This is a genomic window from Pseudomonas sp. ANT_H4 (assembly GCF_008369295.1).
GTDB lineage: Bacteria > Pseudomonadota > Gammaproteobacteria > Pseudomonadales > Pseudomonadaceae > Aquipseudomonas.
This window is the reverse complement of sequence record NZ_VOBG01000050.1, coordinates 1-14,375: the sequence shown is the minus strand read 5'-3', so window position 1 is coordinate 14,375 and position 14,375 is coordinate 1. Positions and strand designations below refer to the sequence as shown.

Genomic DNA, 14,375 nt, shown 5'->3' with positions numbered 1-14,375 from the left:
CGAAATTCTAGAAACCGGCAATGATTCGTTCCGCTTCAAACAGCGCAAGAAACAGATGAAAATCGCGTAGCCAACTGGAAAGTTTTGGACGCTGTTACCTGGAAACTATTGGACGCTGATTGACAGGACAGCCCCCTGATCTGCCCATCTGGGCCAAGTTCACCGAAGGTTCCCAGCTTGCGACGCTCTTGACGGCCCTCCCGTCGCATTGCCAGATAAACCTCAATTCTTCCGTTTGGACGGCGCTCCAACAACATGGAGCCAGCACCACGCGTTCCAAGCTGCTCGGAAAGGGTACGAGCGGGGATGATTATGCCGGCCTTCTTAACGGTACCGTTCAACGCCCAGCTTTTGACTTGGGTGTCGGTGAGTTTCTGTCCCATATTGAGCCTCTTGAGCCATAGGTCTGCTCAACACTTTGCTCAACACTTCTTTGAAAATCAACGAAATCTTTTGCAATTCCACGAAATCAAAAAAACCACAATCCATTGATTTTACTGGCGTTATAGCACTTCATGAAGCTTCGGGAAATTTCAAAGTCAGTGACTTGTAATCAGTAGGTCCCGAGTTCGACTCTTGGTGCCGCACCATACGCTACAAGGCTTAGGCCAACCTTCGGGTTGGCCTTTGTCGTTTCTGGGTTAGGCAAAAACACGAAACTGACACGCTACGAGTCTTGCTTAGCCTCCCTCCTCGTTTTCGAGTCCCCACCCGCACTACGCTTTGCCAAAAACTCTCCAACCAACTCAAGCGGCGGCATACCAAGAGCCTCGGTGAACGAGCCATCGTCAGCAACTGATTGACCAAGCGGGTGTTTCGATCCACACCGGCAATCAGATGTTGAAGTGATTCATGGCGTTCGCTTTCATTCGTGGCGTCCAACAGACTCTGTGCGCGCACCCTTAATATCGCTAACGGTGCGCGCATGTCATGAACCGCATCAGAAGTGAGACCCTGCGCATGCCAGATAAAGGAGCAATCCCTTGCCCCTTTGATGATTAGCCTGGAAACAGGAGCGGATTCAAGCCGCTACGGGCAAAGCCTTCTCTTTCTATCTCAGCATCCAGTGCCAGCGAAGCCAGGTCGTCGGCGAAGACTTCTTGGTAGTTGGCGCGATCGAGGTAGAGCAGTTTTAGGTAGCTCATGCAATGCGAGCAGCTCTCTGCCTTGAGCGGCGCGTCCTTGGTTTCCAGCGACCAATAGTCAAGCTTGTCGCCCTCCTCGCAGTTGCTGCACTTGACCCGCACCATGTGCCAACGGCTTTCGCACAGCCCGCAATGCAGGTAGCGCAGGCCGCTCTGGTCGCCACCCAAGACCACACTGGCACTGGGCGAGCCAGCACAGACCGGGCAGAACTGACGCTGCTCACCCAGTTCGGCGCTGGCCTCAAGCGGCAGCCGTGCGGCGAGCTGAGCCCAGTACAGCGACAGCGCGCTCCACAGGAATAGCGCCCGACCGCTGCCCACCTGGGCGAAGTCGCCGGCGAGCAAGCTGTCGGCCAGCTGCTCCAACTGCTGAGAACTGCTGTCCCGCAGCTCGTCGAGCACCGCTTGCGCTTCAGGCGAGGCGTTCGGCCGTAGTTCTTCAATCAAGCGGCCCAATACCTGCTGCCAATAAGGGTCACGATGAAGCCGGGTGTGATCCAGCGGCGCCTGGCCGTCTATCAACTCAAGTCGGGCGTTGGCGCTGTCCGGTAGCGGAAATGTGTCGAGCAACCGCTGCTGCGCGGCGGCGATGCCAGCCGTGAATTTCAGGTAATCGCCCATGGCATGGCCTTCGGCCAGTTGTACCAGGCGACTGGCACGGACCTGGTAATGCTGATTCAGGCGTGGCAGCAGCAGTGGCGTAATGTGTTTCACCCCACCGGTGGGTTCCTGAGCCGGGGCGAGCTTGATGCTACTCATGGGTGGTCCTTCTTCGTGGTGTCACCGGTGATCTGGCGATACCAGCGCGGATGGTGGATGCGGGCCCATTTGCGGCTGACGTAGCCGGTAGACATGCTGTCGACCGAGCCCTTGACCCAGAACGCCAGGTAGATGTGGCCGATGATCAGCAGCATCAGCAGCACGCCGGCGATGGCGTGCAGCATCAGGCCGATGCGAATCAGCGGGATCGAAAACAGCGGTGCGAAGTAGGGACGCCAGATCACCACGCCGCTGATCAGCAGCAAGCTGATCAGACCCATGATCCCCCAGAACAACACCTTCTGCCCGGCGTTGTACTTGCCGGTGTCCAGCTCATCGACATGTTCGCCCTTGAGCACTTTGCCGATATTGACGAACCATTTGCCGTCGCTGGCTTCCGGCAGGTTGTATTTGACCAGGCGGATGAACATGTAGACGAGAAAGACGAATATCGTCACGCCCAGGAACGGGTGCAGGATGCGCGCCAGTTGTGGGCCGCCAAGCAGGTTGTTCAGCCAGTTCAGCGAAGGAAAGAACCAGGACAGGCCGGACATGGCCACCAGGAAGAAGCAGATCACCATCAGCCAATGGCTGATACGCACCACATAGGGGGTACGCAGAAGGCTGTTGCGCTTGTTCATACCTGGGTCTCCTCTTCTTTTTTGTCTTCATCCACTGTCTGCGGACCCACCCCTACATAGTGGAACAGTGTTCCGGCCAGCGTGATGAAGAAGGCGGCGGCCGCCACCGGCTTGAGCCAGCCCTTCCAGCCGTGAATGGCACTGCTGATACGCGGATCAGTCGGCAGCTTGTGATACAGCTGCGGCTTGTCGGCGTGTTGCAGGACGTAGATAACGTGAGTACCGCCGACACCCGCCGGATCGTAGATACCGGAACCGGCAAAACCACGCCCCTTGAGTTCTTCAACACGCTCCTCGCCGTAGTGCAGCATGTCCTCCTTGCTGCCAAAGCGGATCGCCCCGGTCGGGCAGGTCTTGACGCAGGCCGGCTCCTGGCCGACGGCGACTCGGTCGGAACACAGGGTGCACTTGTAGGCCTTGTTGTCCTGCTTGCTGATGCGCGGCACATCGAACGGGCAGCCGGCGATGCAATAGCCGCAGCCGATGCAATGCTCGGACTGGAAGTCGACGATGCCGTTGGCGTACTGCACGATGGCGCCCGGTTGCGGGCAGGCCGTGAGGCAGCCCGGCTCGGCACAGTGCATGCAGCCGTCCTTGCGGATCAGCCACTCGAGCTTGCCCGACTCGTCGTTTTCGTACTCGTCGAACCGCATCAGGGTCCAGGTATCCGGCGACAGGTCGCGCGGGTTGTCGTAGACACCGACGTTCTCGCCGACCTCGTCGCGCAGGTCGTTCCATTCGTTACAGGCCACCTGGCAGGCCTTGCAGCCGATGCAAGTGGTCACGTCGATCAGCTTGGCTACTTCCGCCTTCTTGTCGCGCACCTGGGATGGTGGCGTCAGAACGTTGGTGGCGGAGCGCTTGATGATGTCTTGAGATTGCATGGACATAAGTTCGCTCCGTTACACTTTTTCAATGTTCACAAGGAAGGCCTTGTATTCCGGGGTATTGCTGTTGGCATCCCCCACGCCTGGGGTCAAGGTGTTGGCCAGAAAGCCCTTCTTAGTGCTGCCTTCGTAGCCCCAGTGACAGGGAATACCGATTTGGTGGATTTGCTGGCCATCGACCAAGAGCGCACGGATACGCTTGGTGACCACCGCCTTGCCGCGGACAAAGCCACGTTTGGTGGTCAGTTTGACGGTGTCACCGGCGACAATGCCCTTCTCCGCTGCCAACGTCTCGCCGATCTCGATGAACTGTTCGGGCTGAATGATGGCGTTGAGCTTGGAGTGCTTGGTCCAGTGACGGAACAGCTCGGTAATCGAATAGGTCGTGGCTACGTAGGGGAACTCTTCCCGCGTGCCCATGCGTTTGGCGTCGTTTTCCAGCAGGCGCATGGTCGGGTTAAAAGTCACCTTGGGATGCAGCGGGTTGTTGGCTAGGGGCGACTCAACCGGCTCATAGTGCTCGGGGAACGGGCCGTCGTTAATGTTACCACCGGCGAACAGCCGGCCGACGCCTTCAGGCAGCATGATGAAGGGACCGGCTTCGTTGCCCGGCGCCAGGGTCGCGCCAAAATCGGGCACGTCGCTGCCAATCCAGCGGCTGCCGTTCCATTCCAGAATCTTGCGTTTCGGGTCCCAGGGTTTGCCCTGCGGGTCGGCCGAAGCACGGTTGTACAGAATGCGTCGGTTCTGCGGCCAGGCGAAGGCCCAGCCCGGCGTACAGCCCAGGCCCGTGTCGGTGTTGTCGCGACGAGCCATCTGGTTGCCCTGCTCGGTCCAGGACCCGGTGAACACCCAGCAATAGCTGGAGGTGGAGCCGTCGTCACGCAGCAGCGAGAAGTCCGACAGCAGCTCGCCCTTCTTAGCCACCAGCTTGCCGACGTCGTCGTAAAGATCCTGCAGAGCGTAGCCGTTGGCGCGTTTGGCTACTTCTTCGGGTTTCGGATCCCAAGGGGTGGAGAAGTTCCAGTTCATGTTGAGAATCGGCTCCGGGCAGGTGCCGCCTTCCTGCTCATAGAGCTCGCGCACAGCCATGAACATATGACCGAGGATCTTGCTGTCGTGCCAGGCCTCGCCGGGCGGCTCGGCACCTGCGAAGTGCCACTGCAGCCAACGCCCGGAGTTGACGATGGCGCCGTTTTCCTCGGCAAAGCAGGACGATGGCAAGCGGAAGACTTCGGTCTGGATATTGGCCGTGTCGACGTCGTTGAACTCGCCGTGGTTCTGCCAGAACGTCGAGGTTTCGGTGGCCAGTGGATCGATCACCACCATCCACTTGAGTTTGGAAAGCGCGGCGCTGGCCTTGTTCTTGTCGGGCATGGCCGCGACCGGGTTGAAACCCTGAACGATGTAGCCGTTGACCTTGCCGTCGTACATCATGTTCATGAAGTTGAGCATGTCGTACTCGCGGTCCCACTTGGGCAGCCAGTCGAAGCCCCAGCTGTTTTTCTTGGTAGCCTTGTCGCCCCAGAGGTCCTTCATCAGGCTGGTGAAGAATTTTGGGATGTTCTTGTAGTAGTTGACCTGACCGGCCTGCAGTGCCTTGGGCGTGGTCTGGGCGAGATAGGTCTCCAGGTCCGGCTGGTTGTCGGTCGGCAGGTTCATATAGCCCGGCAGACGGATCGACAGCAGGCCAAGGTCAGTGTAGCCCTGAATATTGGAGTGACCACGCAGGGCATTGATGCCGCCGCCGGCCATGCCGATGTTGCCCAGCAGCAGCTGGATCATGGCCGCGCCACGGATCATCTGGGCGCCGCTGGTGTGCTGAGTCCAGCCCAGGGCGTAGAGGAAGGTTGCGGTCTTGTTCGGCGCGCTGGTCTCGCCAAGGATCTGGCAGATTTCCAGGAAGTCGGCCTTGGGCGTGCCGCACAGGCTGGTGACCACTTCGGGGGTATAGCGGCTGACGTGCTGCTTGAGCAAGTTGAATACGCAGCGCGGATGTTGCAGCGTCGGATCGCGCTTGGCAAAACCGTCTTCGCCCAACTCGTAGCCCCAACTGCTCTTGTCGTACTGCTTCACGGCTTCGTCGTAGCCGCTGAACAAGCCCTCATCGAAGCGGTAATCCTCACGCACGATCAGGCTGGCGTTGGTGTAGTGCTTGACGTACTCATGCTGGATTTTGTCGTGGATCAGCAGGTAGTTGACCACGCCCATAAGGAAGGCAATGTCGGAGCCGGCGCGGATCGGCGAGTACAGGTCGGCCACCGCAGCGCTGCGGTTGAAGCGCGGGTCGACCACGATCACCTTGGCGCCGTTGCGTACCTTGGCCTCGATCACCCATTTGAACCCTACCGGGTGCGCCTCGGCAGGATTGCCGCCCATGATCAGCACCACATTGGCGTTCTTGATGTCGACCCAGTTGTTGGTCATCGCGCCGCGGCCGAAGCTCGGGGCCAGGGCCGATACGGTCGGACCGTGGCACAGGCGAGCCTGGCAATCCATGCCGAGGATGCCCAGGGCGCGGCTAAAATAGAAGTCGAGGATGCCGGTTTCGTTGGACGCCGCCGAGGAGGCCAGCATGCCGGTGGACAGCCAGCGATTGACCGTGGTGCCCTGCTCGTTCTTCTCGATGAAGTTGGCGTCGCGGTCGTCCTTGATCAAGCGGGCGATGCGCTTGATCGCCTTGTCCCAGCTGATGCGTTCCCACTTGTCAGAACCTGGCGCGCGATACTCGGGGTACTGCAGGCGCTGTTCGCTGTGGATGTAGTCGATCAGGCCAGCACCTTTGGGGCACAGCGAGCCACGGCTGACCGGGTGGTCCGGATCCCCCTCGATATGGAAGATCCGCGCCTTGGCGTTCTTTGCGCCATCACCCAGGCTGTACATCAGAATGCCGCAACCGACCGAGCAATAGGTGCAGTTGTTGCGGGTTTCCTTGGCTCGCAGCAGTTTGTACTGGCGCGGCTGGGTCGCTTGAGCAATGCCCGGGGCAAAGCCCAGGGTGGCGGCGCTGGCGGCGGCGACACCGACAGTGCATACCTTGAAGAACTGTCTTCTGCCGAGTTCCATGGTTATCTCCTCATCAGGTGCAATAATTGCGCTTGGATCATTCGCTCCGGCTTCGTAGTGGCCGAATGCGATCAGGCGTTTCGAATGCGCCACCCCCTCACCCGTCGAGATGAATTGACGAGTGAGGGGGTGGCATGGGCTATCGGGTTTTGTCGGGGTCGCGGGTGGGCTCGGGGCTCGGGCTGTACACCCGTGGAGCGTCGCGGTGTGGCGCATGGATCAGGTTCAAATGATGGCGACGGGCCCAGTCCACGGTCAGGGTGGTGGGAGCCGACAGACTGACCAGGGTGCCGATTCCGGCGCGCACGGTCTTATGCAGCAGCTCCAGCCCACAGCGACTGGTGACCACGGCAAAGCCGCCGTGGCTGTCCTGGCCGCCACGCAACTGGGCCCCGATCAGTTTGTCCAGGGCGTTGTGCCGGCCGATATCCTCACGGCACAGCAGCAGTTCGCCGTGGCGATCGACAAATGCGGCGGCGTGCATGCCGCCACTGTGACGGGCCAGTTGTTGAGCGGTATCGATGCGCCGACGTAGCTGTTGCAGGTGTTCGGCGGCCGGCAACGCCGAGGGTGTCAGTGGCGTCAGCTGCGGCAGCGCCTGCTCCAAGGCATCCACGCCACACAGACCGCAGCCACTGCTGCCGGTCAGTTGTCGGCGGTGCTGCTTGAGGCTCCAGAAGGCGCGGCTGCTGATTTGCAGCTCGGCATGCCAAGCGGCGCCCTGCCCTTGCGCAAGGCGCAGGTCGTAAATGTCATCGATATGGCTGATGGTACCGTTGCTAAGGCTGAAGCCCACCACGAAGTCTTCCAGATCACGAGGCGAGACCATCATTACCGCCTGATTCAAGCCGTTGTAACTGATGGCCAAGGCACTCTCGGTGGCCAGCGCCGCCTGTTGCCGGGTCTGCGGCGCACCGAGTTCAGCGTAGGTATAAGTACTGGCAATGCTGCTGGATTGTGGGTTGCCGTTACCGCATGGCTTAGCCTGGAGAGGCATAGCGTGGGCCCTCCGCCCCATGTGACTATTTATCTCATGTCGACTAGTGTAAACCCACAGAAAATATATGGCTAATCGTTAGGAGCCTGTGGTTGGCTAAAGTCGAGGCATGACGACAACCTATCGCCCGTATTAACCAAATCAGACCCTGATGTTGCCACCGTCGGTGAGCGAGTGGCTGCCAGAAGGGCATTTGGCCTATTTCATCAACGATGCGGTGAACGCGCTGGATTTGCGTGCTTTCCACGCCCGTTACGAAGGCGACGGCCGGCGTAATACGCCGTTCGATCCGCGCGCCGGGCGACGACGCCACATGGCCAGTGACGATTGCCAAAGTTGGTCAAAATAACTCCCCCAGAGGTGTCTAAAACCCGGGAGAGATTCATTCGTATCCGCCCAATCACTCGCGGTCACCCACGATCACGGGACGGACTACATCTACTGGTTGATGATCATGCGCGCTAACTCGACCGAGCGTTGCGAACACAGCAACTGCCGTGAGCACGCTGCCGGCGCCCAAGATGAAAAGCAGATAACGACTAGGTATTTCCTCCTCTGGCGTCGGTAAAAGTATTAGTCGGCTGGAGGAGAAGCTCGGTGTACGCCTATTCCAGCGCAACACCCGCAGTATTGCCCTGACGTTAGAAGGGTCACTGTTTCTTGAGCGGTGCCGACGGATACTTTCGGAGCTTGAAGCCGCAGAAATGGAGCTAAGCAATGCCCGTGAACAACCGAGGGGCAAGTTGCGAATTAGCTTGCCTCTAGTCAGCGGTCTAGTGATGCCAGCAATCATTCAATTCATGCGCACATACCCCGAAATAGAACTCGACATTGATTTTTCTGATCGAATGGTCGACGTTATTGAGGAGGGTTTTGATGCTGTGTTGAGGACAGGCGAGCCTAGTGACTCTCGGTTGTTTTCTAAAAGGCTGGGGGGCTTTCAGCTCCAGATTGTGGCGTCTCCGGACTATCTCGCACAGTACGGTGTACCCAAACGGCCAGCGGATCTCGCTACGCACTCATGTTTATTGCACAAGTTTCCTTCAACAGGGAAGGTTGAACCTTGGCCGCTGCGCGTTGAGACCGGAGAGCCGGATTTCGAGCTACCTCAGACCATGGTGTGCAACACGACTGAAGTGATTGTCGATGTGACTCGTTCAGGTTTGGGAATTGCTTGCCTACCTGACTTCATGACTTCTAAGTCCATCAAAAACGGCGAACTGGTTCGGGTGTTAGTAGACTATACGGCTCACACTGGGGTGTTCAGGCTTCTGTGGCCATCAAGCAAACATCTTTCTCTAAGACTACGGGTCTTCATAGATTTTATGCACAGTCAGCTATTCACTAGCGACCTGCATGGATAGCTCGTTTATCTACTCGCCAACGCAGCTCACCTCACAGCAACGACCCTAAGCCCAGGATGTCGCAATAACATCACCGCTTGACAGTCCTGCTCCTTTGCCAAGCTCATCAGCTAGGCGGTTCACCTAAGACAAACCAAGAGCGTTCACTGACTTTCGCGACCAATTGCAGATCAGAGGGTAATGAACGACAGGCTGGCGTGTTCAAGAACGATCAGCCGTGCCGCCCAAACCTCAAGCCCCCTTGCGCTCCAGATTTATTAATTGCTCTTGCTTCTCCCTCCCCAGACAGGCCAGGGCCAACGTACGGGCACTGCCTCACGGCCGTTGCTGTAACGGGTGATTCTGCGTGTCCCCACGCCAAGGGCTTCGGCGGCTTGTGTCAGGTTGAATCCGGTGGTCACTGCACGTCTTCAAGTTTTTCGCCGAAAAACGCGGTGATCTCGGGCACATCGATGGCACTTAGCCATATTTCTAATTGACACCCCCTCCTTGGTCCTTTAAAAACCCATGCATTCGCTGTGGCGGTTGTGGGGCGAGCTTGCTTGCGCAATGGGTTCAGAGGTGTCGTGTTTATCCCGTGAGCGCGCGTCATCGTTAGCGACCATCGCAGGCAAGCCAGCGCCTACAGAACAGCCAGAACAGCTGCATTACTCACCTTTATCGAGACATGGATGTCGAAGAATCCCCCTCTTTTCAACTACCGCCGCTATTGGCTCGCTGCCCTTATTGTGTTGCTGGCTGTGCTCGATCCTTTTGGTCTGGCCAGCTCAAGCGACAAGGCCTCCGCGCAGTGGCTCAACCGTATGCTTGCCAGCAAATACCACAACGACGGTCAGCAGCGGATCGCGGTGGTGTTGATCGACGATGCCTATCTGATGCGCAACAACACCTCGTGGCCGATGCCGTATGGCGAGCAGAGCAAGCTGTTCAAGCGTTTGCTGGCGTACAAGCCCAAGGCGCTGTTTGTGGATTTGTTGTACAGCCACGATCACTCGTTCGGTGATCCGGCGCGGGGCAGTCAGTTGTTGGCGAATGTGTTTGAGCGTTATCAGCGTCAGGGCATTGCGTTGTGGCTGGCCAATACCGGGGTGGCGCGGGGTGAGGACGGGCAGGCCAATACGCTGGAGCATTTTGCCCAGGTGAGCCGGCCGGCGCTGGTAGTGTGGGATGGCGTCGACGACAAGTATCCGCTGGCGGTGCCGACGGCGTTGGGGGTGATGGAGACGCCGGCGTTGGCGATGTATCGGCAGTTTTGCAAAGGGCTGGCGTGCGATGAGTTGCCGGCGGATGCCGAGGCAGCGGCGCGGTTACCGCCGATTGCGGTGCAGTGGGGGTTGAAGCTGGCGCCGGAGCAGGTGCGAATTGCCGATATTCGTCATTGCACGCCGTCGCGCAATTTTGTGCTGGATGGCGTGGCGCAGTTTTTCCAGGCGGTGTTCTGGAAGCTCGATGACTCGGCCCAGGCGCGCTGCCCTTACAGTTTTACCTTGTCGGCCAGTGATCTGGAGGTCAGTTCCGAGGAGGATCAGGCCTTGCTCGCTGAGTTGCTGCGTGATCGGCTGGTGATGGTCGGGGCGAATATTACTTCCACGGGCGACTTGGTGCAGTCGCCGGTGCACGGGCAGGTTCCGGGGATTTATCTGCATGCCATGGCGCTGGATAACCTGATCACCGACGGCATGGATTACGACCGGGAGCCGGCGAATCTGCCGTTCTTCAATATCAATTGGCTGGACGGGCTGGAGCTTGGGCTGTTGGCGTTGATTGCCGTGCTTAAGGCTCTGCACGCCCGGCGCTCGGCCGGCCTGCATACCTGGAGCCGTTGGCGGCGCCAGGAGATCTGGTTTTTCTCTTCGCCGTACCTGTCGTGGCTGTTGGTGATGCTGGTGTTGTTGGCGGTGTGTGTACTGCTGCACTTCAACCACATCACGCCGGTCAACGTGCTGGGGATTGTTTTGCTGTCACTGGTGCTGTTCAGCGAGCGGATCGAAGCCTTTTTCGACCGTGGCCGCTGACGATGCCGTTTTCTCGTCTTACTCAAGGAACTCAAGGATGAACAGAACCTTCATCGTGTTACTCGTCGCACTCTTCAGCCAAGCCGTGCTGGCCGAAACCCACGCCATCAAGGCGTTCCTCGCCGACCCGGTGGCGGTGCTGGATGAGCAGGGCAAGCAAGAGCGGGAAATCGCCCAGAAGGACACGCCCAAACAGCCGGTGCCCGTGTTGCAGTACAACAAGGCGCTGGACCTGGTGCAGGTGGAACTGGCGGGCCAAAAGGTCTGGCTGGACACCATGGACCTGCGCATCGACCCGCCGCTGAATGTGGTGGATCTGCCCTGCCAGATGATGCCCAAGAGCCTGGCCAAGGACAGTCACAACAATTCCACCATCGGTTTTGGTGCCGGCTGTAATCAATAAGGGAGCATTGCGGTGAAGGGATATCTATTGCTGGCCAGTGCATTGCTCAGTGGTTGCGCCACCTTGAAGGGCGCCGACCAGGCGTTTCTGAACCTGGTGGGGCCGTCGACCCAGTCGCGGGTCCAGGGCCACTATGTCGACAACACCGACGTGCGCCAATACTACAAGCTCGACCCGCAACGCCAGGGCCAGCAGCGCTTGAGCTATGACGGCCACACAGTGCCGGCCGCCGAGGCGCGCCAGCAGAACCTGGTGGATATCCCGATGTTGCAGGTGTACTTGCAGGGCATTGTCACACGCCTGTCCAAGGGCTGGCCGGGGGAGTTGCCAGTGTTGCAGGTGAAGATCACCGACAGTTACGGCTTTGGGCCGTCGGCGGACCCGTACGGCAATATCTTCGTGCCTCTGGGCATGCTGGATAACGTGCGCAGCGAAGATGAAATCGCCGCGATGCTGGGCCATGAGATGAGCCATGTGTTGCTGCATCACCATGACCGCTCGGCGGCGTTCCAGCAGCAGAAGGAAATGTTCACCACCGTCGCATCCACCGTGGCCCTGGCGACGATGGCGGCAGACACCGGTATCGATCGCAGCTCCGGGACCATGAAGCTGTTCAGCAAGGACCCGATAGGCACGCAGAAAACCATCGGCAACACTGTGTTGTACACCGCGCTGGCCAATTCCTTTTCTGACAATATATGGAGCACCGCCTGGGGTCGCAGCCAGGAAGACCAGGCAGATTTGCTGGGCACTGACTTGATGATTCGCGCCGGTTACGCACCTCGCGCGGCCACTCATAGCCTGGAGCGGCTGAATGATTTCCAGGGCAAGCAAAAACCATTGCTCACCGGTTTTCTCACCGCCCGCAAGAACGCCATGCAGGACTCGCTGCAGCAGTTCAACCTCAACCGCTTCACCCAGGAGTTGGACGTGCTGGTCAAGGACGGCCTGACCACCAGCATCGCCGCCACCAGCCAGTATTTCAACCGCTCCCATATGTCAGCCATAGACCGTGACAAGGAACTGCGCGAATACCTGCAACGCGAGTACCGCCAGGAGCGCCGCGCCAGGGTTAACACCCAGAGCTGGCCAAAAGTGCGTGACGCCGCGCCTGTGGCCAAGGCCATGCAGGGCTACAAGGACGCCTACGCCGCAACCGCCGCCCTGGAGAAGAACAAGGTGCCCGAGGCTGACGCCTTTATCCGTCGCGCCTTGAGTTCTCCGGTCAAGGACCAGCCGAATATTCGCCGCACCGCCTACACCGTGCGCCTGGCCCAGGGCAAAAACGCCGAGGCGTTAAAGGAGTTGCAGGCAATCAAGGACTGGTCGCTGGCCGGGCCGTCGACCTATGACTTGATGATCAGCTACCACCTCAAGCGCGGCGACGGGCAAGCGGCGCTGGCAATGATCGACAAGGCCGAGCGTCACTTGGGTTCGGAGGAGCTGTTTATCACCGAGAAGCTGCTGGCCAACCAGCAGTTGCAGAACACTCAGCAGGTGCAGACGGTGTTGCGCAAATGTGAGCAATACCCGATGCGCAAGGCCGGCTGCAAGAAGCTGGCGCCCGTGAAGGCCTGAGTACTCGCCGCCAACACGCGTTAATCACAGGCATAAAAAAACCCCGACACGTCGGGGTTTTTTATCGCCTGGTATCAGGCACTGCACCAGATCAATTAGAAAACGTTGATCGGGTAGTCAGCGAACAGACGGATTTCGTTACCGCCAACGTTGTAGTTGCTGGCGTTGTTGGAGACGCGCAACCACGACGCGCGGGCACGCAGGCTCAGGTCTTTGGCTGGGCCGGCTTGTACCACGTATTTGAACTGGTTGAAGATCTCACGCTCGCTGCCATCGCCACGGCCGCTGCCGTCGTCGATGTTGGTGCCGCGCACGTAGGCAATGTTGTAGCTCAGGCCAGGAACACCGAAGGCGCTGAAGTCGAGGCCGTAGCCTGCCTGCCAGGAGCGCTCGTCTTTACCGTTGAAGTCGGACCAGTAGGAGTTGGCCAGCAGGATGGTGTTACCACCGTCGCCAAAGCCGCCATCGTTGCGGTAGCCACCGTACAGGTAAGCGGTGTCACCGGTGCTGCGCTGGTGGGCCAGCGTCAAGCTGTGCGGACCAAAGGCCCATGTGGCGCCCAGGCTCCAGATCTTGTTGTCGCGGGCATCGGCATCACCTTGGTTGACCAGGGCGAAGCTCTTGTCCAGCTTGGTTTTGTAGCCGTTGAAGTCAAAGGTCAACGATTGTTTTTCTGGCAGGGCCAGCACGTAGTTGACATTGACGTATTGCTTCTTCAGCACGTTTTCCATGTCGGAAGCATAAAGAGCGGCCGACAGGCTTTCGGTGAATTTGTAGCTACCACCGATGTAGGTGATGCTTTTCAGGTCGCCGCTGTCGGTGCCTTCGGCACTCTTGCGTGCTTCCTTGGTGAAACGCCCAGCGTCCAGTTGCAGGCCTTCGATCTCTTGGGAAACGATGGAAGTACCGGTATAGACTTCCGACAACAGACGGGAATTGTCGTACTCAAGGACCGGCACGGTTGGCATCTGCTCGCCGTACTTGATTACGGTGTTGGAGATGCGTGCCTTGACAGCTGCGCCGCCCTTGGCCAGGTCGCTTGCCGCTTCGCCGCTGTCACCTTGCTTGAAGAAGTCGATACCGCCAGCGCCGCTTTTGCCTTTACCGCCATCCAGACGAACAGCGTATTGGCCCGTCACGTCGACACCAAAACCTACAGTGCCCTGAGTGAAGCCGGACTCGAACTTGCCGATGATGCTTTGACCCCATTCGGCGTTGTCTTGCTTGCCATTCTTGTAGTCGCGGCTGATGTAAGCATTACGCAGCGCGATGTTCAGGTGGCTGTCTTCTACAAAACCCTTGGATTGCTCCTGGTCGTTAGCCATTGCCTGTGTTGCGCTCAAAATCCCCAGAGCAATCAGACCCATCCGTTTATTCAACATCTTTTTATATTCGGCGGCGGCAAAAACTGAGTGCAACACCTGACCTTTCCGGTACGGTGCTGCCCCTATGTCTTATACCGAACTCAGCGTTGAAGAGCGCGCCACCATTCAAATCAGTCATGCCCAAGGCTTCAGCCT

The 14,375-nt window shown here is 58.7% G+C and carries 10 protein-coding genes and 3 pseudogenes; 5 read left to right on the top strand and 8 right to left on the bottom strand.

Annotation, left to right across the window (positions count from 1 at the left end):
• Positions 1-35: 35 nt before the first annotated feature.
• The 7 genes and pseudogenes from FQ182_RS29190 to fdhD all read right to left on the bottom strand — a co-directional run bounded on the left by FQ182_RS29190 (position 36) and on the right by fdhD (position 7,495).
• Entirely contained in the window at positions 36-383 is a 348-nt protein-coding gene (locus FQ182_RS29190; RefSeq protein ID WP_149415182.1) for a hypothetical protein, read from the bottom strand.
• Between the two features lie 394 nt (positions 384-777).
• Positions 778-945 (bottom strand): annotated as a pseudogene (locus tag FQ182_RS30625) (histidine kinase dimerization/phospho-acceptor domain-containing protein); the annotation flags it as partial.
• Positions 946-998: 53 nt separating this feature from the next.
• The gene (fdhE, locus tag FQ182_RS29180) at positions 999-1,904 is read right to left on the bottom strand and encodes a formate dehydrogenase accessory protein FdhE (protein ID WP_149415184.1); all 906 of its coding nucleotides are present in this window, start codon (positions 1,902-1,904) and stop codon (positions 999-1,001) included.
• Positions 1,901-2,545, bottom strand: a complete 645-nt coding sequence (locus FQ182_RS29175) for a formate dehydrogenase subunit gamma (protein ID WP_149415185.1) — start codon at positions 2,543-2,545, stop codon at positions 1,901-1,903. The genes fdhE and FQ182_RS29175 overlap by 4 nt, the downstream gene beginning before the upstream one ends.
• The gene (gene fdxH, locus FQ182_RS29170) at positions 2,542-3,429 is read right to left on the bottom strand and encodes a formate dehydrogenase subunit beta (protein WP_306108740.1); all 888 of its coding nucleotides are present in this window, start codon (positions 3,427-3,429) and stop codon (positions 2,542-2,544) included. The genes FQ182_RS29175 and fdxH overlap by 4 nt, the downstream gene beginning before the upstream one ends.
• Before the next feature lie 18 nt (positions 3,430-3,447).
• Complete coding sequence (gene fdnG / locus FQ182_RS29165; protein WP_149415186.1) at positions 3,448-6,498, bottom strand: formate dehydrogenase-N subunit alpha; 3,051 nt, start codon at positions 6,496-6,498, stop codon at positions 3,448-3,450.
• A gap of 139 nt (positions 6,499-6,637) precedes the next feature.
• On the bottom strand, positions 6,638-7,495 hold the full coding sequence (gene fdhD, locus FQ182_RS29160) for a formate dehydrogenase accessory sulfurtransferase FdhD (protein WP_149415187.1): 858 nt from the start codon (positions 7,493-7,495) through the stop codon (positions 6,638-6,640).
• Between the two features lie 151 nt (positions 7,496-7,646).
• Here fdhD and FQ182_RS29155 point away from each other — a divergent pair.
• The 5 genes and pseudogenes from FQ182_RS29155 to FQ182_RS29130 form a co-directional block, all read left to right on the top strand.
• Positions 7,647-7,787 (top strand): annotated as a pseudogene (locus tag FQ182_RS29155) (IS5/IS1182 family transposase); the annotation flags it as partial.
• A gap of 244 nt (positions 7,788-8,031) precedes the next feature.
• Positions 8,032-8,859 (top strand): annotated as a pseudogene (locus tag FQ182_RS29145) (LysR substrate-binding domain-containing protein); the annotation flags it as partial.
• Positions 8,860-9,530: 671 nt separating this feature from the next.
• Positions 9,531-10,874, top strand: coding sequence for a CHASE2 domain-containing protein (locus tag FQ182_RS29140; protein WP_149415189.1), 1,344 nt, complete (start codon positions 9,531-9,533; stop codon positions 10,872-10,874).
• A gap of 37 nt (positions 10,875-10,911) precedes the next feature.
• Positions 10,912-11,277: a hypothetical protein gene (locus FQ182_RS29135; protein ID WP_149415190.1), complete on the top strand. Its 366-nt coding sequence runs from the start codon at positions 10,912-10,914 to the stop codon at positions 11,275-11,277.
• A gap of 12 nt (positions 11,278-11,289) precedes the next feature.
• Positions 11,290-12,855, top strand: a complete 1,566-nt coding sequence (locus tag FQ182_RS29130; RefSeq protein WP_149415191.1) for a M48 family metallopeptidase — start codon at positions 11,290-11,292, stop codon at positions 12,853-12,855.
• Positions 12,856-12,950: 95 nt separating this feature from the next.
• Here the strand turns inward: FQ182_RS29130 and FQ182_RS29125 are convergent, their stop codons facing one another.
• Positions 12,951-14,237 (bottom strand): OprD family porin, encoded by a 1,287-nt coding sequence (locus FQ182_RS29125; protein ID WP_149415192.1) that lies wholly within the window; start codon positions 14,235-14,237, stop codon positions 12,951-12,953.
• Between the last annotated feature and the right edge of the window lie 138 nt (positions 14,238-14,375).

Bases quoted from the DNA above. Each gene is read 5' to 3' on its own strand.
- FQ182_RS29135 (WP_149415190.1), top strand. From the start codon at position 10,912: ATGAACAGAACCTTCATCGTGTTACTCGTCGCACTCTTCAGCCAAGCC.
- fdhD (WP_149415187.1), bottom strand. From the start codon at position 7,495: ATGCCTCTCCAGGCTAAGCCATGCGGTAACGGCAACCCACAATCCAGC.
- FQ182_RS29140 (WP_149415189.1), top strand. From the start codon at position 9,531: ATGTCGAAGAATCCCCCTCTTTTCAACTACCGCCGCTATTGGCTCGCT.
- FQ182_RS29190 (WP_149415182.1), bottom strand. From the start codon at position 383: ATGGGACAGAAACTCACCGACACCCAAGTCAAAAGCTGGGCGTTGAAC.
- fdxH (WP_306108740.1), bottom strand. From the start codon at position 3,429: ATGCAATCTCAAGACATCATCAAGCGCTCCGCCACCAACGTTCTGACG.
- fdhE (WP_149415184.1), bottom strand. From the start codon at position 1,904: ATGAGTAGCATCAAGCTCGCCCCGGCTCAGGAACCCACCGGTGGGGTG.
- fdnG (WP_149415186.1), bottom strand. From the start codon at position 6,498: ATGGAACTCGGCAGAAGACAGTTCTTCAAGGTATGCACTGTCGGTGTC.
- FQ182_RS29175 (WP_149415185.1), bottom strand. From the start codon at position 2,545: ATGAACAAGCGCAACAGCCTTCTGCGTACCCCCTATGTGGTGCGTATC.
- FQ182_RS29125 (WP_149415192.1), bottom strand. From the start codon at position 14,237: ATGTTGAATAAACGGATGGGTCTGATTGCTCTGGGGATTTTGAGCGCA.